Here is a 17,446-nt window from a genome sequence, read left to right as displayed (position 1 = left end):
GCAAACGTGCAGGTCACGGGTTCACCCGAAGGGCGGTGTCCCTAGTCACCTCCCGTGTGGAGTTCACCCCCCGTTCATCTTCTACTGGGCGCTTGTCCACCATCGCTGCCTACCGTCCGTGTCGTGCGGCGGTGCTCGCCGCCCGACCCCGCTTCCGTTAGGTGGAGGACCCAGGTGAAGACCAAGCGGCACGGCGCCGTTGTCGGCCTTTTCGCGGCCGGTGCGCTTCTGCTCACCGCGTGTGGTAGCGACGACAACACCGGCGGTACCGGCGGCACGACGGGCGCGACCGCGTCCGGTGTCGCTGTCGAGTGCGGTGGCAAGTCCAAGCTCAGCGCTGAGGGCTCCACGGCCCAGAGGAACGCGATCGACACGTTCGTCCAGGTCTACCAGCAGAAGTGCCCGGGCTCCGACCTCGCGTACAACGCTTCGGGCTCCGGCGCGGGCGTCAAGAACTTCATCGCCGGCCAGGTCGACTTCGGCGGTTCCGACTCGCCGCTGAACAAGGACAAGGGCGAGATCGAGAAGGCCGCCGAGCGCTGCAAGGGCAACCCGGCGTGGAACCTGCCGCTGGTGTTCGGCCCGGTCGCGCTGGGCTACAAGCTCGAGGGCGTCAACGACCTGGTGCTGACCGGCGAGGTCGCCGCCAAGATCTTCAACGGCACCGTCAAGAAGTGGAACGACCCGGCCATCAAGGCCCTCAACGGCAGCGCCAACCTGCCGGACAAGGACATCAAGGTCGTCTACCGCTCCGACGAGTCGGGCACGACGAACAACTTCCAGAAGTACCTGAAGGCTTCGTCCAAGGGCGCGTGGACCCAGGGTGACGGCAACGCCTTCAAGGGCGGTGTCGGCGAGGGCAAGGAGAAGTCCGCCGGTGTCGCGCAGGCCGTCGCCTCCATCGACGGCGCCCTCACCTACGTCGAGCTGTCGTTCGCGCAGGAGAACAAGCTGTCCATCGCCAAGATCGACACCGGCTCCGGCGCGGTCGAGCTGACCAACGAGACCGTCGGCAAGGCCATCGACGGCGCGAAGATCAAGGGCGAGGGCAACGACCTGGTCCTCGACCTCGACTCGATCTACGGCACCACCACCGCGGGCGCCTACCCGCTGGTGCTGGCCACCTACGAGATCGTGTGCTCGAAGGGCTACGACGCCGACACCGCCAAGGCCGTGAAGGCGTTCCTGACCGTGGCCGCGACCGACGGTCAGGCGGGCCTCGCGGACGCGGGTTACGCTCCCCTGCCCAAGCAGTTCCAGGACAAGGTGCTGACCGCCATCAAGGCCATCGCCTGATCCGGCCGGCACACTTCTCCACGCCAGCGCCATCGCGATGAACGAACGCATCGTGGCCAAGCGCCCCGCGGGCACCGGTACTGCCGGTGCCCGCCGGGGCGTTCCGGCTGCTCGACCCGACTCGGAGGCTCCGATTCCCCCGACCACGGAAGCCGACCAGCAAGCACCCCACGTCCGGCCGGGTGACCGGATCTTCCGCGGCCTCGCGACCGGCTCGGGCATCTTCATCGTGGTCCTCATCGGGGCCATCGGCCTGTTCCTGCTGCTCCAGGCGATCCCCTCCCTCGCACTGGACCAGGTCAACTTCCTCTTCAGCCGCGAGTGGTCCACCGGCGACGTCGAGAACCTGCGGTTCGGCATCCTCGACCTGCTCCTGGTCACGGTGGTGTCGTCCGCGCTCGCCCTGCTGCTCGCGATGCCGATCGCCCTGGGCATCGCGCTGTTCCTCACCCAGTACGCGCCCCGCCGGCTCGCCCGGCCGTTCGCGTACGTGGTGGACCTGCTGTCCGCGGTGCCGTCGATCATCTTCGGCCTGTGGGGCCTGTTCGTCCTCGGCCCGGTGCTGACGCCGTTCGCCGAGTGGCTGATGGACAACCTCGGCTGGATCCCGCTGTTCGCCAAGGGCAACGTGAGCATCGAGCTGGGCGGCACCATCTTCACCGCCGGCATCGTCCTCGCCGTGATGATCCTGCCGATCATCACCGCGGTCAGCCGCGAGGTGTTCGACCGCACGCCGGTGGCCCACATCGAGGGCGCGATCGCGCTCGGCGCCACCAAGTGGGAGGTCGTGCGGACCACGGTCCTGCCGTTCGGCAAGGCCGGTTACGTCAGCGCCTCGATGCTCGGCCTCGGCCGCGCGCTCGGCGAGACCATCGCGCTGATGATCATCCTGAGCAGCACCAGCGCGGCGTTCGGCTGGAGCCTGTTCGACGGCGGCGCCACGTTCGCCTCCAAGATCGCGCTCGCCGCGCCGGAGTTCAACGACCCGAAGTCCGCGGGCGCCTACATCGCCGCCGGCCTGGTGCTGTTCCTGCTGACCTTCGTGGTCAACGCGATCGCCCGGTCCATCGTCGCCGGTCACAAGGAGTACGAATGACGACCGAGACGGCGGACCTGAACCGCCTCGCGACCCCGCCGACGTTCCAGAGCGTCAGCGCCGCGCGCAAGGTCAAGAACGGCGTGGCGACGGTGCTGATGTACCTGGCGTTCGGCATCGCCATCATCCCGCTGGTCTGGGTGCTCTACACGGTCGTGCAGCGCGGCTTCCCGGTCATCCTCGACGGCGACTGGTGGCAGAAGTCGCTGTCCGGCCTGCTGTCCCGGCAGCAGGGCGGCGGCGCGTACCACGCCATCTACGGCACCCTGGCGCAGGCGCTGGTGTGCGGCCTGCTCTCGGTGCCCATCGGCCTGTTCGTGGCGATCTACCTGGTGGAGTACGGCGGCCGGTCCAAGCTGGCCCGCGCCACCACGTTCATGGTCGACATCCTGACCGGTGTCCCGTCGATCGTGGCCGCGCTGTTCGTCTACACGCTGTGGATCACGACGATCGGGTTCAGCCGGAGCGGTTTCGCGGTTTCCCTGGCGCTGGTGCTGCTCATGGTGCCGGTGATCGTGCGGACCACCGAGGAGATGCTCAAGATCGTCCCGGACGAGCTGCGCGAGGCGTCCTACGCGCTGGGCATCCCGAAGTGGAAGACCATCGTCAAGATCGTCATCCCGACCGCCCTGTCCGGCATCCTGACCGGCATCATGCTCGCCCTGGCCCGCGTCATGGGCGAGACCGCGCCGGTGCTCGTGCTCGCCGCCTACGCGCCGTTCATCAACTACAACCTGTTCGACGGCCCGATGGCGTCGTTGCCGCTGATGATGACCACGGAGCGGAACAACCCGACGCAGGCGGGCTTCGAGCGCATCTGGGGTGCGGCGATCACCCTGGTCCTCATCATCACGCTGTTCAACCTGCTGGCGACCGTGATCTCGCGGTGGCTGGCCCCGAAGACCAAGTGAGCGGGCGGTTATGGCCAAGCGCATCGACGTGAAAGACCTCAACCTGTTCTACGGCAAGTTCCACGCCGTCGACGGGGTTTCGCTGTCCGTGCCGCCGAAGAACGTGACCGCGTTCATCGGACCGTCCGGTTGCGGCAAGTCCACCGTGCTGCGCTCGCTGAACCGCATGCACGAGGTCGCGCCGGGCGCCCGGGTCGAGGGCAAGGTGCTGCTCGACGGCGAGGACATCTACGCCCCCGCCGTGGACCCGGTGCAGGTGCGGCGCACCATCGGCATGGTGTTCCAGCGCCCGAACCCGTTCCCGACGATGTCCATCCGCGACAACGTCGTGGCGGGCCTCAAGCTGGCGGGCAACCGGAACAAGAAGGACCTCGACGAGGTGGCCGAGCGCTCCCTGCGCGGCGCCAACCTGTGGAACGAGGTCAAGGACCGCCTCGACCGCCCCGGTGGTGGGTTGTCGGGCGGCCAGCAGCAGCGCCTGTGCATCGCGCGCGCGATCGCGGTGCAGCCGGACGTCCTGCTGATGGACGAGCCGTGCTCCGCGTTGGACCCGATCTCCACGCTGGCGATCGAGGACCTGATCACGGAGCTGAAGAAGGAGTACACGATCGTCATCGTGACCCACAACATGCAGCAGGCGGCACGCGTGTCCGACCAGACCGCGTTCTTCAACCTGCTGGGCGTCGGTCAGCCGGGCCGGCTGATCGAGGTGGACGACACGGAGAAGATCTTCTCAAACCCCAGCCAGAAGGCCACGGAGGACTACATCTCCGGCCGCTTCGGCTGACCGGCTGCGCCTCGGGGAGAGGGGTCCTTCCGCCGCGTGCGGGAGGACCCCTTTGTCGTGTGGTGTCTGTCACCTGATCGGGTGGCTATGGGGCTGCGACGTGCGGTGGGGGAACCGGGATTGTTCCGATCACGTCATAGCTGGGACACGGTCTGACATGCGCGGTAACGTGCTTGGCGGGAATTGAGTGATCGCAGGGGGTAGTGGTGGCGCCAGAGACTGCGTGGAGCGCACGCTCGATGAGCGCGATGACCGCTAGCATGCAGGGGCTGAAGCAGGCAGCGGAGTCGGGCTCTTTCGCCATCAGCCAAGCCGGTGCGGAGGCCTACATCAAGGCCATCGACGACGCCGAATTCGAGCTGAACGCCATGAGCCGCCAGCTGAACACCGTCAGCCAGGAGACCAAGCTCGGGACGAGCCCCGACGCCCAAGCCATGAGCCGCTACAACATGGAGAGCGCGACCGGCGGCGGCGGTACCACTGGCATCGTTCCGGCCATCAAGCAGCTGCGCGAGGCGTTGGCAGATGCCAAGGCCGCAGTTCAGAAGGCCATTGAAAACTACCGCCAAGTCGACGACGCGGCCTCGAGCGGCCTCAAGCGCTACTGAGATGGGGATTCACTTGACCGGGAATCTGGCGATCCGTTCGATCCTGTCGATCGCTGTGGTCGGTGTCGCGCTGGCGGGCTGCACCACGAAAGAACCGGGAGACCCGTCCGCGGGTGCCACCGCCACGACCACGACAGCGAGCAAGCCGACCACGACGTCGGAGCAGTCCGGCGGCGACGCCTTGGCCGATTTCGACCCATGCGCCGCGATGAACGCTGTCGCGGCTCAGTTCTCCCTTACACGCATCGAGGCGGAGAGCAGGGGTTGTGGTGCGCGTTGGGGACAGACGACGACCTCCGTCGGTCTCAAGGTGCAGCCCGAGTTGAGCATCGCCGAGGCCGTCGGGGCCAGTGGTGCCCGGTTCATCGACACCAACATCGGCTCGCGGAAGGCCAAGAAGGTGGAGGCGGGTTTCACCGACACGTCGTGCCTGATCGCGGTCGAGGTCGGGCCGAAGTCACGGGTCGACTTCGTCGCCGAGGCCACGGCGTCCGTCCAGGAATCCTGTGACGCGGCGACCAAGCTCGCCACCGCCATCGAGCCGAAGCTGCCGAAGTAGGACAGGAGGAGAGTCGTGACACCGCCGAACACGCAGCAGAACCCCAACGCGACCAAGGTCACCTACGCCGGCCAGACCGATGCCGAGCTGCGTGCCGAGTACGAGAAGGCGCAGCGGGAGAACCCCGGCTTCTTCGGCCAGTTCACGACGATCGACGACTACCTGCGCTGGAAGATCCAGTCCGCGCAGAACCAGCAGAAGCAGCAGGAGGACCTGGAGAAGGTCGTCGAGAACTACCGGCCGCCGATGTCCACGGCCGGCTCGTTCTACATGGGCTACTCGCACGACCAGCTCAAGGCGATGGTCACCGACAACATGGCCCCCTCGACCGCCAACGAGCAGGGCGAGGCCTGGACCAAGATCGGCAACACGCTGGTCGACCTGCAGAACAACCTCACCAAGGCCACCGAGGCCGGCAAGGGCGAGTGGCAGGGCAAGGCCGCCGAGGCCGCGCAGGGATACTTCACCAGCATGGCCGCCTGGTCCGGCAACGCCGCCCAGGGCGCGCAGCTCACCGGCAACAAGCTCTACGAGCAGAGCCAGGCCGCGGACACCGCGAAGACCAGCATGCCGGAGCCGGTGAAGTTCTCCACGGCCGACGCCTACAAGATGTTCTTCTCCGAGCCCAACCCGTTCAAGTGGGCCGAGACGATCGACAAGATCGAGCAGAAGTTCGAGGAGAAGCAGCAGGCGCACGAGCGTGCCGCCGAAGTCATGACGAACATGTCGACGAGCTTCCAGCAGTCCGGCTCGACGATGCCCGCGTTCGTCCCGCCGCCCCCGATGGAGGGCACCGGCGGCAGCGGCGACCCGGGTGGCACGCAGCCCGGCACCGGCAGCCGGCCGACGATCCCTGACGGGCCCGGCGGCATCGGCGGGTCCGGCATCCCCGGTGGTGGCGGCGTTCCCGGTGGTGGCGGCAACCTCAACCAGTCCGGCCTCATCCCGGGCACGCCCGGCAACCCGGGCATCCCGCCCGGCGGCGGTCCCGGCATCCCCGGTGGCCCCGGCTACCCGGGCGGTCCCGGTTACCCCGGTGGTCCCGGCACTCCCGGCTACCCCGGCCCGGGTATCCCGCCCGGTGGACGCCCGCCCGGCGTTCCCGGACGGCCCGGCATGCCCGGCGGTGGTCCCGGTGGTGGACGCGGTCCCGGTGGCCCGGGCGGCATGCCCGGCGGCGGACGCGGCGGCATGGGGCCCGGTGGCCCGGCCGCGGCCGGGCGCGGCGGGTTCGGGCCCGGTGGGTTCGGGCCGGGCGGTGCGGCGGGCATGCTCGGCGAGTCGGGCAAGGCCGGCGCGGGCGGCTTCGGGCCGGCCGGTGGTGGCCTGGGCGGTGCCGGTGGTCGGGGTGGCGCCGGTATGGGCGCGGGCATGGGCGCCGGCATGGGTGCCGGGGCCGCCAACGGCCAGGGTGACGAGGACAAGGAGCACAAGGCCGCGTCGTACCTGGTCGAGACCGAGGACGTCTTCGGTGACGGCACGATGGTCGCGCCCCCGGTCATCGGCGGGTGAGCGTGTTCTCGTTCGCCCTGTCCCACGCGGCGGCCGACATGCTGTGGGAGGACCTCAAGCTCGGCAGCCGGCCCTACCCGTTCGAGTTCCCCTACCTCGGTCAGACGCTCGACGAGCGCCGCGGCATCCGCAACGCCGTCTACCAGGACCTGGAGTCCCGCGGCCTGGCGTCGCGGGGCCGGGTTTCGGCCGAGGTCGAGGAGGCGCTCACCCTGCTCGTGCGCTTCGACTACTCGCTCAACGCGGTCGCCTCGCTCGACGCCCGCAACGTGGAGCGCCAGCTCCTCGCCCGCAGCGGCGCGCAGGGTGAGCTGGCGGTCCTCGCCGTCCTCGACGACCGGCAGATGAAGGTCGAGACCATGCGGTCCTCGTCCCTGCTGCGCGCCGTCGTGGACCTGATCCCGCCGGGCCGCCCCGGTCCGGGCCAGTCGGTCACCGTGGCCATGCCCACGTCCGCGCCGCCGCCCCGGCCCCGCCAGGACGAGGACTTCGGCAACGCCACCTTCACCCAGGCCATGGCGCCCCGCTCGACCAGCGGGTCGCAGGTCCGCGCCCTGGAAGCGGTGTTCGAGCGGCCCCGCCTGCGCGCGGGCCAGTTCGGCGTCACCGTCCGCGGCCGGCACGGCCGTGAGCAGCGCGCACCGCAGATCGCCTGGTTCGACAACGACCAGGGCCGCTACATGTCGCAGACCCGGCAGGGCCAGGACGGCCAGAAGTGGCTCACCCACGCCCCGGCCGACAACGCGCGCATCGCGGGCCAACTGGCCCAGGAACTCAACGCCCTGCTGAACTGACCAACGCCCTGCGGAACCGACCAAAGGTCTGCTGGACTGACCGGGAACGGCGGAAGAGCCTCAGGCTCTTCCGCCACCCCAGCCGCCTGGGCCGGCCTCCGAGCGTCGCTCAGTCGTCGATGTCGCCGCCGTAGCCGGGCATCCGGCCGGTGACGACGAAGACCGTGCGCTTGGCGACCGACACCGCGTGGTCGGCGAAGCGCTCGTAGAAGCGGCCCAGCAGGGTGGTGTCCACAGCGGACGGGACGCCGTGCGGCCAGTCCTTGTCCATGATCACCGTGAACAGGTGGCGGTGCAGGTCGTCCATGGCGTCGTCCGCGTCCTCCATGGACCGGGCGCGCTCGACGTCCTGCGTGCGGATGACCTCGGTGGCCTCGCGCGCCAGGTTGACCGCGATGCGGCCCATCTCCGCGAAGTACGGCTCGACGGTGTCCGCGAGCACGCGGTTCGGGTGCCGGCGGCGCGCGGCCTTGGCCACGTGCAGCGCCAGGTCGCCCATGCGCTCGACGCTCTCCGCCGCGTGGATCACGGCCAGCACGATGCGCAGGTCGGTGGCCACCGGCGCCTGGAGCGCCAGCAGCGCGTAGGCCTGCTCCTCGATGCTCGCGCGGACGTCGTCGATCTTGGCGTCGTCGCCGATCACCTGCTCCGCGACCGCGAGGTCCGCCTGGAGCAGCGACGCGGTGGCGCGCTCCATGGCGTCACCGGCCATCGAGCACATGTCGGCGAGCCGGTCGGCGAGTTGTCCGAGCTGGTCGTGGTAGGCCTCACGCATGGGCGTCAGCCTACGTGCAGGTGGTCGCGGCGGCGACATTCCCCAGTGAACCCGAGGTGAACCCGAAACGTCCAGATGGGCTACGCACAGGGGTCCACGCCTGCGTTGACCACCTCGACCGGCGGCGGGGTCGCCTTGCCCGGCTGACCCTGGGTACCACCCGGTTGGGGGGCGACGACCTTGCGGTCCCACTCCGGCCCGAGCAGCAGCAGCACCGAGCCGCCCATCTCCGGCCGGAACTCCGGCGTCGCACCGGGGACCGCCGCGGCCAGCGTGGCGGCGGCGTCCTCGCCCCCGATGCCGTACCGGATGACGGTCTTCGGCGTGGCCTCGCCGCCACCCCAGTTGACGACGCTGAACCCGAGTTCCTCCAGGCTGTCCTTGGCCAGCTTGGCCGCGCCGTCGCGACCGCCCTCGCCGTTGAACACCTGGATCTTCAGGCCCTTGGGGTCGATCACGCTGCCCTGCTTGGGCTGCGCGGGCGCGTTGGACGTCGGGGCTGCGGGCTGGGTCGACGTGGTCGGGGTCGCGTCCGGGGTCTCACCGGGCAGCGGCGTGCCGTCGATGATCGCCTGGAACAGCGCCTTGGTCTCGTCCTCCAGCAACAGCTCGATGTTGTCGTGGTTGGACTTCGTCGGGCCCTCGTCCGTCCGGTGCGGCACGGTGATGAAGCTGACCCGGCCGGCCTCGATGCCCTGCAACGACTGCGCCAGCGTCAGCATGTCCTTCACGCCGATGTTCTGGCCCACGGTGGACGCGGCGAACGCGTTGAGGAAGTTGTTGAGCTTGCCGGGGTTGAGCAGCATCTCCGACGACAGGGCCGTGCGCAGCAACGAGGACAGGAACTTCTGCTGCCGCTTCACCCGGTCGTAGTCGCCGAGCGGCTCGTTGGTGACCTTGCGGGCCCGGACGTAGTCGAGGGCCTTCGCGCCGTCGATCTCGTACTGGCCCGGCTTGTCGAAGATCATGCCGAGTTCTTCGTCCTCCATGACCTTCGGCACGCAGACCTTGATCTTGCCGACGGCGTCGACCATGCCCTTGAAGCCGTTGAAGTCCACGGAGATGAAGTGGTTGATGGTGAGGCCGGTCAGCTCGGTCATGAACGTGCTGACGCACCGCGGGCCGCCGTCGGCGTAGGCCTGGTTGGCCTTGACGCCCTTGGCCTTGGGCAGCATCTCGCCGGTGTACTCGCCGGTCTCCCAGTTCCACTTCTCGCACTCGGGCCGGGTGATCTGCAGGTCGCGCGGCACGGACACCACGACGACCCGCTTCCGGTCCGCCGGGATGTGCGCCAGCATCAGCACGTCCGACCGCGCGCCCGGCTCGGCGTCCGCGTCACCGACCCCGTCCTCGGGCTTGGCGCCCGCGCGGGTGTCCGAGCCGACGATGAGGAAGTTCTCGTCGCCCAACTGCTTCTCGGCCTGGTGCACGGCGGCGGAGTTGGTGTTGAGCGCGTCGATCTCGGTGAACTTGCTGTCGATGTACTGCATCGCGCCCCACCCGAGGCCCGTCGCGACGAACACCAGCACCGCGCCGGTCAGCGACAGCACCTTGACGATCCGCACGATCTTGCTGTGCTTGGCCGTGCGCGCCTTCCGGCGGCGCGGGGTGTCGGGGTCGTCGGGGTCGTCCAGGGGTTCGGCGAAGACGGTGGCGTCCTCGTCGTGGTCCTGCTTCCAGGGCAGCAGCTTCTGGCGCCGTTCCTTCTTCTGGCGCTCCTGCTCGGCCAGTTCGTCGTGGACGGCGGAGAAGCGGGCGAGCGTGTGGTCGACCTCGCGACGCTTCTTGACCTCGTCGCTGATGGCCTCCATCTCGGTGGTGAGGCTCAGGGGGTCGATCTGGTCACGCGGACTGGGCGCGGGCGCACCCCCGAGCCTCCCCGCGATGTCCGCCCCTTCAACGCCGGCACCGGCCACAGCCCCAGCCACGGCCGCGGCGCCACCCCGCGCCAGGTCTCCGTCCACACCGGACCGCGGCGCACCATCGGCAAGCCGACGCGGCCCACTGCCGTCCGGTCCGCCTTCGGCGAGCCGTCGAGGCCCACTGCCGTCCGGACCGCCCGGGGCGACCCGGCGTCCAGCGCCCGGCCCTTCCGCCAAGCGACGCGGCCCACTGCCGTCCGGACCGCCTTCCGCGAGTCGTCGGGGACCGCTGCCGTCCGGACCGCCTTCCGCGAGTCGTCGGGGACCGCTGCCGTCCGGACCGCCTTCCGCGAGTCGTCGGGGACCGCTGCCGTCCGGACCGCCTTCCGCGAGACGCCGTGGTCCACTGCCGTCCGGACCACCGGGACGCCCCGGCGCCGCGAACCCGCGCGGGTCAGGACCGGTTCCGTTGGCACGGCGGGGATCCACGGGCCGACGACCGGTGTCGGCCGGGCCACCCTCGGCAAGCCGTCGCGGTCCGCTCCCGTCCGCGAGGTCACGCGGGTTCGCCGGACCGAAGTCGCGGGGAGCACCGGGGGCGAGATCCCGCGGTCCGGTGTCCCGAGGGCTGATGCCGCCGTCGCGAGGGCCGCCGGGTGCCGTCTCGCGCAGGGCACCGCCGGGCGCGGTCTCGCGCGGACCACCAGGTGCCACGTCGCGCCGACCGCCGAGAGCGGCGTCGCGCGGGCCGTTGAGTGTGGCGTCGCGGGGGCCGGCAGGTGCGGCGTCGCGGGGGCCGGCGGGTGCGGTGTCGTGCGGACCGGTGAGAGCGGCGCCGCGCGGGCCGGCGGGTGCGGTGTCGCGGCGGCCGTTCTGGGGCAGGTCGCGAGGGGTGAGGTGGCCGGGGTCGCGGGGACCGTCGGCGCCGAGGTCGCGGGAAGGTGCCGGAGCGCCGTTGCGCGGCGGGGTCTGGCCCAGGTCGTGCGGGCTGCCGGCCAGTTCGCGGCGCGTGACGCGGGGGGACCCGTCGCGCGGAGCGGTGTCGCGGCCAACGCCGGGAGCCAAGTCGCGCGGAGCACCGGCTGCGGCGTCGCGGGGCAAGCCGGGATCGCGGGAGGTGCCGGCCGCCGCGTCGCGGGGTGAGCCCAAGTCGCGGGGAGCGCCGGGCGCGGCGTCGCGGGGTGAGCTGAGGTCGCGAGGGGCGCCGGCCGCGGAATCGCGGGGCAGGCCCAACTCGCGGGAAGCGCCGGCAGCCGCGTCGCGGCCGCGGGGTGCACCGGCCGCAGTGTCGCGCGGCAGGCCCAGGTCGCGCGGGGCACCGGTGGCCGCGTCGCGGGGCGAACCCAGGTCTCGTGGAGGTGCGGCCGGGGGTTGGCGGCGGGGTGGTTCGGGGGTGGCGGCGCGGCGGGCCGGGGGTTGGTCGGTCGACAGGTCCGGGCGGGCGCGGCGGCCGGTCGACTCGGGGCCGAAGTGGGGCGCCGGCGCGTCCTCGGGGGTCGGGCGACGCCGGCGGCCGGTGTCCTGGTGGCGGGTCGGGTCGGCGGGGGCGAGGTCGTCCGGCAGGGCGCGGCGGCCCGTCGGTTCGGGAGCGGCCCGGCGGCCCGTGGGCTCGGCCGGAGCGGCGTAGTCCCCCGCGGACGGGGCGAAGCCGTTGGGGCGCGCCCGGCGGCCGGTGGACTCCGCCTCGGGTGCCGCACGCCTGCCGGTCGACTCCGGTCTGCGGCCGTCGGTGGGCGGCACGGGGCGCGGGATGTTCGTCCGGCTGTGCTGTTCCAGCAGTTCGGAAACGCTCAGCCCGCCGCTGCCCTCCATCGACCGCCGTCGGCGGCCGGTGGGCTGGTCGTCGGGAACGGGCTGGTCACCACGAGGTCCGGGGCCGCCACGGCGGGGCTCGTCGGGCACCCGGTCTCCCTTCAGCAACAGCGGTCAATACGGGGTCGTCATCACGAGTTGACGACATCAAGGACACATTGGTTGCACCAACGGCGTGTCACTTGCCTTGGCGATACTACGGATGACCGCCAGTCCTGACGACCACTCCCGGTGAGACTGGGGTGGTGTGTAGTCAGTTGCGCTCAGCAGGCTACGTCCGAACGGGTGAGCTGCCGCAAAAACTCAGTAACCGGCAACCCTCGGTTCGGCGATCCCGCGCCGGCCCGCCGCGGCACCGGCCAGGCGCACCCGACCACCCTCCCGGTAGGCGACCGCGTTCCGTCCTGACTGCTTGGCGGTGTACAGCAGGCTGTCCGCCCGCAGCAGCTGTTGCTCCGGAGCGACCTGCGGACGGGTCGGCGAGTCCCCCGCGGGAGGCTCGTAAGCCAACCCGATGCTGACGGTCACTCGCAAACCGGGCGCCAGCGAAGCCCAGGCGTGACGCTCGACACGCATGCGGGCCGACTCGGCGATCTCCACGCTCCCGGCGGCGTCCACGCCCGGCAGCACGAGCACGAACTCCTCGCCGCCGTAGCGGGCGCAGAACCCGTCCTCGGGCAGCTCCTCCTGCAACAGCTCGACCACGCGCTGCAACACACGATCACCCAGGAGGTGGCCAAATGTGTCATTCACCTGCTTGAACCAGTCCAGGTCGATCAACGCGATGGCGAGCCCGTCGGCGGTGGCGCCCCGGTCGGTCACCATGCCGAGCAACCGCTCGTCCAGGTACCGCCGGTTGTAACTGTCGGTGAGGCTGTCTCTCAGGCTCTGCTCGCGCGCCTCGGCGTGCTCGCGGCGCAGCCGGTCCACCTCGCGGCGCAGTTGCTCGGGGACGTGCGGCTGCTCGTCCTGGTCGGCGTAGACCAGGTCGAACGCCGACCGCAGGTGCTGGTACGCCTGCCGCCACTGACCGCGGGAGGCGAGCAGCGCGGCGATCGACTCGTGCAGCTGCACCAGCCCGGTGCCCTCCGACGCGGTCCGGTCCTCCTCGGACCGGCCGTCTCTGTCGAAGTCGGCGACTTCGGGTCGCAGTGCGGTCATCGCGCTCACCTCCCTACTTGCCAAGGTGTCGTCTGTTGCAACGCGGTGCTTGAGCCGGCGGGACGCGTCACAGGGGGATTTCCCTCTACCGGTTGACCGTGCACTGCTCCGAACTGGTGACGTTCGGTGATCAACTAGCCGGAACGTGTGCCCAGCGTGGTCAGGCCGCGCAGGGCGCGAAGCCGTACGCCTTGCCGTTGAGCAGCACGATGTGCTGGGAGCCGATCTGGCTGCCGATCTCGGTGCCCTCCTGGAACGCGGTGAGCGTCACCGCGACCACCAGCACGACCCCGCGCGGGTGCTCGTCCTCGCCGGGCGGCGTCCAGTCCGGGTCGAGGCGGAGCGTGGACATGGTCGGCTGCACCTTGATGATGCCCTTCGGCAACTCGCAGTCCTCGTCGCGGAAGTCCGGGTGTTGGGTGTCGGCGAGCAGTTCGTGCTGCTCGGACACGCCCTGGCCGGCGGCCTCGTTGAGCGCGGCGAAGTAGCTGGCGACGAGTTCGCGCTCGACGTCGGTGACGCGCAGCGGCCGGGGCGTCCCGGCGACCGTCGAACCGCACGCGGCCAGCAGGACCGCGCAGGCGACGAACGCGGCGACGCGCAGCGCCCGGTCAGCCACCGGAGTGCATGTCTTCCGCTGCGGGGACCATCCCGTCCTCCGGGTCGTCCAGCCAGCCCTCCGGGAGGACGACCTTGCCCGGGGAGCCCTGCCGACCGCGCGGGCCTTCGGCGTCGAGCGTCTCGGCGGTCGGGTCGAGCCGGCCCAGCAGGTCGTCCAGCTCGGCGGTGGTGGACACCATGGCGAGGCCGCGCCGCAGGTCCGAGCCGACCGGGAACCCCTTGAGGTACCAGGCCATGTGCTTGCGCAGGTCGCGGATGCCCTTGTCCTCGCCCAGGTGCGCGGCGAGCAGGCGGCCGTGGCGGGCGATGATCTCGGCGACCTTGCCCAGCTTCGGCGCCGGTGGGACGGGTTGGCCGTTCATGGCGGCCTGGAGTTCGCCGAACAGCCAGGGGCGGCCGAGGCAGCCGCGCCCGACGACGACGCCGTCGCAGCCGGTCTTGGCGACCATGTCGAGGGCGTCCTGCGCGCTGAAGATGTCGCCGTTGCCCAGGACGGGGATGCTCGTCACGGCCTCCTTGAGGCGCGCGACGGCGTCCCAGTCGGCCTGCCCGGAGTACCGCTGGGCGGCGGTCCGGGCGTGCAGCGCAACCGCTTGCGCGCCTTCGTCCTCGGCGATGCGGCCCGCGTCCAGGAAGGTGTGGTGGTCGTCGTCGATGCCGATGCGGAACTTGACCGTGACCGGCACCCCCGCGGGCTCCGCGGCCTTCACCGCGGCCCGCACGATGTCCCGGAACAACCGCCGCTTGTACGGCAGCGCCGCCCCACCGCCCTTGCGCGTGACCTTGGGCACCGGGCACCCGAAGTTCATGTCGATGTGGTCCGCCCGGTCCTCACCGACGATGATCTTCGCGGCTTCGCTCATCGAGTGCGGGTCGACCCCGTAGAGCTGCAACGACCGCGGGTGCTCGGCCTCGCCGAACGTGATCATCTCCATGGTCTTGGAGTCGCGCTCGACGATGGCGCGGGCCGTGATCATCTCGCAGACGTACAACGACGTGGGGCTGCCGAACTCCCGGCACAGCTGCCGGAACGCCACGTTGGTGATGCCCGCCATCGGCGCGAGCACCACGGCCGGGTCGACCGCGTAGGGGCCGATCCGGAGGTCTGTCGAGGTCTGGAGTGCGGTGGACATCCAGGCCATTGTCACCCAGCGACGGAAGTGGCGGACGCCATACGACCGAATCCGTCGGGGTTTGTGGGTATTGCCCACATACCCCGGCGGGCGTATCGTTGTCCGCCCCGGCTCCATTCGAGGAGGACGCATGTCGGTACTCGACGACTTCCGGCCCGTGGCCGAAGTGACAGCCGACGAACGCGCGCGGGTCGCGGTCGGAAAGGCCGGTGCGCGCAAGAACGACCGCTACGCCGTGGCGGTCAACCCCGATGGCGCGATCCTGCTGACGCCGTTGGCGAGCATCCCGAGGCGCGAGCTGATGGTCTGGGAGAACGACGAACTGCGGGCTTCGCTGTTCCGCGGCCTCGCGGACGCGGCCGAGGGCAACGCGCGGCCCCTGGACTGGGTCACCGCTGACGACGAGGACTCCGAAGACGCGTGAGCGCTCCACCGTTCGTACTGCTGTACACGCGTGAGGCGGAGAAGGTTCTCGAAGATCTTCGGTTTAAGCAGCAATACGCGCCGAAGCTCAAGAAGGTCCGCAAAGCACTTCGCCTGCTGGAGCAGGCCGGACCACGCCACCCCGGACTCCACTCGCACGACTACCAGTCGGTGCCGGGACCGGGTGGCGTCACGTTGTGGGAGTCGTACGTGGAGAACCGGACACCGTCGGCATGGCGGATCTGGTGGATCCACGGCCCGGGCGACGGCCAGTTGACCATCGTGACGATCGGCCCGCATCCGTAGTCAGGCCAAGGCGCGCCTCAGGCGGGCGACGGCTCCTTCGTTGACAACCCGTCCGCGACCTCCAGGCACCGCCGGTAGCAGGACGTCAGCACGGCCTCCTCCCCGAAGCCGCCTCCCTCCCACACCGGGCCGACCGTGTGGATCACGTACCGGACCGGGGGTGTGAGGTCGAACGCCGGTGTGGCGATCGCGTCACCGGGCTCGCACGGACCCACCTCCGCGCCGGCCTGGGCCAGCCGCGGACCGGCCGCGCGGTGGATCGCGCCGTCCACCCCGCCGCCGCCCATCAGCGACTCGTTGGCCGCCGTCACGCCCCTGCCACTCCTTGGGCCAGAGCCCCGCCGCCCCCACCGCCACCCCGTCGAGCACCACCCGCAACATGCCCGAACCCGGCGCCAGGTAACGCCGGTGCCGGTCGGCCACGCGCTCGTCGGACTCCGGCCCGCCGAGGTGGGCCGTCATCTCCGGCGTGTTGAGCCGGTGCAGCAGGCCGAGGTCCGCGGTGGACCAGGCTTCGAGCTGGACGGTCATGGGCAACAGGGTGCCGGCGGGGTACGACAATTTCGGAAAAACCGCAGGTCAAACCCGATTTCACGGAGGTTGGCCAGGCATCCGCCGGACGATCGCTGCCACGCTTCCGCGCACGTTCCCGCTGCATTCACCGCCCGCCCTAGCGTCGATCCCCGGACCGAAATTGGTCTATACCTATTACCGGGGAGGCGGACCAAGGGACGCCGGGAACGACTGTACTGGGCTGTGGACGTGCCAAGCGTGACCAGCTAGCCCACGTCCCGGCGGAGCAGGTCCTCCTCGGTCTCCGCCCGGACCAGGACGCGCGTCGTGCCGTCCCGCACGCCGACCAGTGCGGGGCGGCACACTTGGTTGTAGTTCGAGGCGCGCGAGTGGTGGTACGCGCCGGTGACCGGCACCGCGACCACGTCACCCGGGTGGACGTCCCTCGGCAGGTCGACTTCGGCGATCACGTCACCGGCTTCGCAGTGCCGCCCGACGAGCACCATGCGCGCGGTCGGCCCGGTGCGCAGCAGTCGTGGCTGGTAGCGGGCACCGTAGAGGGCGGGCCGGGCGTTGTCGCTCATGCCACCGTCCACCGCCACGAACGGGTGCTTCACGGACGTCACCCGGTAGAGCGTGACCCCCGCTTTGGCCACAATGGCCCGCCCCGGTTCGACCACGAGCTGCGGCTCCGGAACCCGGTGCACCCCACACTCGTACCGAACCGCCCGCTTGACCCGCTCGGCATACCCGACAAGGTCGAACTCCGCCTCAGCACTGGTGTAGGCCACCCCAAACCCACCACCAAGGTCGAGTTCGCGCACCGGACGGCCAAGCCGGGCGATCAACCCGACCATGCGACGGGCAGCCTGCTCGTATGTGGCAACGTGCCGAATCTGCGACCCGATGTGGCAGTGCAACCCAACCAACTCAAGATCCGGCCGCCCACCAAGCACATCCAACGCCCGCCTCAACTCTCCCTCCCCGAGCCCGAACTTCTGCCCGGTATCCCCGGTGGCAAGCGCAGGATGCGTATCGGCGGCGATCCCGGGCAGCACCCTCAGCAACACCTTGGCATCGGTGATCCGGTCCAACTCGTCCACCGAGTCCACCACGATCCGCCCCGCCCCGTGCGCCGCCTTCAGGTCCTACACCCCGATGATCCGGACCACAACGGCTGCTCCCCGCAGATGTGCGGCGCGATCGAGCGGGGGTTCGGGTAAGGGTGCGGGTGGCGTAGCGACAACCGGCCGGCGGTCGATAGTGGTGGGTATGGA

17 protein-coding genes are annotated in these 17,446 nt (G+C 70.5%); 10 read left to right on the top strand and 7 right to left on the bottom strand.

Annotated elements, in window-relative coordinates; all coding sequences use genetic code 11:
• Window positions 1-174: 174 nt before the first annotated feature.
• The 8 genes from pstS to RIN75_RS00525 all read left to right on the top strand — a co-directional run bounded on the left by pstS (window position 175) and on the right by RIN75_RS00525 (window position 7,563).
• Window positions 175-1,296, top strand: coding sequence for a phosphate ABC transporter substrate-binding protein PstS (gene pstS, locus RIN75_RS00560; RefSeq protein WP_309109719.1), 1,122 nt, complete (start codon window positions 175-177; stop codon window positions 1,294-1,296).
• Window positions 1,297-1,333: 37 nt separating this feature from the next.
• Entirely contained in the window at window positions 1,334-2,392 is a 1,059-nt protein-coding gene (pstC, locus tag RIN75_RS00555; protein WP_309109718.1) for a phosphate ABC transporter permease subunit PstC, read from the top strand.
• Complete coding sequence (gene pstA, locus RIN75_RS00550; RefSeq protein WP_309109717.1) at window positions 2,389-3,303, top strand: phosphate ABC transporter permease PstA; 915 nt, start codon at window positions 2,389-2,391, stop codon at window positions 3,301-3,303. The genes pstC and pstA overlap by 4 nt, the downstream gene beginning before the upstream one ends.
• Window positions 3,304-3,313: 10 nt before the next feature.
• Complete coding sequence (gene pstB, locus RIN75_RS00545; RefSeq protein ID WP_309109716.1) at window positions 3,314-4,090, top strand: phosphate ABC transporter ATP-binding protein PstB; 777 nt, start codon at window positions 3,314-3,316, stop codon at window positions 4,088-4,090.
• 239 nt (window positions 4,091-4,329) lie between these two features.
• A complete protein-coding gene (locus tag RIN75_RS00540) occupies window positions 4,330-4,698 on the top strand; it encodes a hypothetical protein (RefSeq protein ID WP_309109715.1) in 369 nt (122 codons plus the stop codon).
• A 13-nt stretch (window positions 4,699-4,711) separates the two neighbouring features.
• Window positions 4,712-5,257, top strand: coding sequence for a DUF3558 family protein (locus RIN75_RS00535; protein WP_309109714.1), 546 nt, complete (start codon window positions 4,712-4,714; stop codon window positions 5,255-5,257).
• 15 nt (window positions 5,258-5,272) lie between these two features.
• Window positions 5,273-6,769 carry a hypothetical protein gene (locus RIN75_RS00530; RefSeq protein ID WP_309109713.1) on the top strand — a complete coding sequence of 499 codons (1,497 nt, stop codon included), beginning with the start codon at window positions 5,273-5,275 and terminating at the stop codon, window positions 6,767-6,769.
• Window positions 6,766-7,563, top strand: a complete 798-nt coding sequence (locus tag RIN75_RS00525) for an ESX secretion-associated protein EspG (RefSeq protein WP_309109712.1) — start codon at window positions 6,766-6,768, stop codon at window positions 7,561-7,563. The genes RIN75_RS00530 and RIN75_RS00525 overlap by 4 nt, the downstream gene beginning before the upstream one ends.
• Before the next feature lie 109 nt (window positions 7,564-7,672).
• On the opposite strand, the gene phoU is transcribed toward RIN75_RS00525, so the two are convergent.
• The 5 genes from phoU to dusB all read right to left on the bottom strand — a co-directional run bounded on the left by phoU (window position 7,673) and on the right by dusB (window position 14,927).
• Window positions 7,673-8,338 carry a phosphate signaling complex protein PhoU gene (gene phoU, locus RIN75_RS00520; RefSeq protein WP_309109711.1) on the bottom strand — a complete coding sequence of 222 codons (666 nt, stop codon included), beginning with the start codon at window positions 8,336-8,338 and terminating at the stop codon, window positions 7,673-7,675.
• Window positions 8,339-8,418: 80 nt separating this feature from the next.
• Window positions 8,419-12,102: an LCP family protein gene (locus RIN75_RS00515; protein WP_309109710.1), complete on the bottom strand. Its 3,684-nt coding sequence runs from the start codon at window positions 12,100-12,102 to the stop codon at window positions 8,419-8,421.
• Between the two features lie 213 nt (window positions 12,103-12,315).
• Complete coding sequence (locus RIN75_RS00510; protein WP_309109709.1) at window positions 12,316-13,173, bottom strand: GGDEF domain-containing protein; 858 nt, start codon at window positions 13,171-13,173, stop codon at window positions 12,316-12,318.
• 160 nt (window positions 13,174-13,333) lie between these two features.
• Window positions 13,334-13,792 carry a hypothetical protein gene (locus tag RIN75_RS00505; protein ID WP_309109708.1) on the bottom strand — a complete coding sequence of 153 codons (459 nt, stop codon included), beginning with the start codon at window positions 13,790-13,792 and terminating at the stop codon, window positions 13,334-13,336.
• Window positions 13,785-14,927, bottom strand: a complete 1,143-nt coding sequence (dusB, locus tag RIN75_RS00500) for a tRNA dihydrouridine synthase DusB (protein ID WP_309109707.1) — start codon at window positions 14,925-14,927, stop codon at window positions 13,785-13,787. Before dusB ends, RIN75_RS00505 begins: the two co-directional genes overlap by 8 nt.
• Window positions 14,928-15,057: 130 nt before the next feature.
• Here dusB and RIN75_RS00495 point away from each other — a divergent pair, with 130 nt between their 5' ends.
• Entirely contained in the window at window positions 15,058-15,351 is a 294-nt protein-coding gene (locus tag RIN75_RS00495; RefSeq protein WP_309109706.1) for a hypothetical protein, read from the top strand.
• A complete protein-coding gene (locus RIN75_RS00490; protein ID WP_309109705.1) occupies window positions 15,348-15,656 on the top strand; it encodes a hypothetical protein in 309 nt (102 codons plus the stop codon). Before RIN75_RS00495 ends, RIN75_RS00490 begins: the two co-directional genes overlap by 4 nt.
• Window positions 15,657-15,673: 17 nt before the next feature.
• Here the strand turns inward: RIN75_RS00490 and RIN75_RS00485 are convergent, their stop codons facing one another.
• The gene (locus RIN75_RS00485) at window positions 15,674-15,967 is read right to left on the bottom strand and encodes a macro domain-containing protein (protein ID WP_309109704.1); all 294 of its coding nucleotides are present in this window, start codon (window positions 15,965-15,967) and stop codon (window positions 15,674-15,676) included.
• Window positions 15,968-16,435: 468 nt separating this feature from the next.
• Complete coding sequence (locus RIN75_RS00480) at window positions 16,436-17,314, bottom strand: hypothetical protein (protein WP_309110412.1); 879 nt, start codon at window positions 17,312-17,314, stop codon at window positions 16,436-16,438.
• Window positions 17,315-17,446 lie beyond the last annotated feature (132 nt).

Origin of the sequence: Saccharothrix sp. (assembly GCF_031180885.1) — a bacterium.
In the GTDB taxonomy this organism is placed as follows: Bacteria; Actinomycetota; Actinomycetes; order Mycobacteriales; family Pseudonocardiaceae; genus Actinosynnema.
This window is presented reverse-complemented; position numbering and strand designations above follow the sequence as displayed.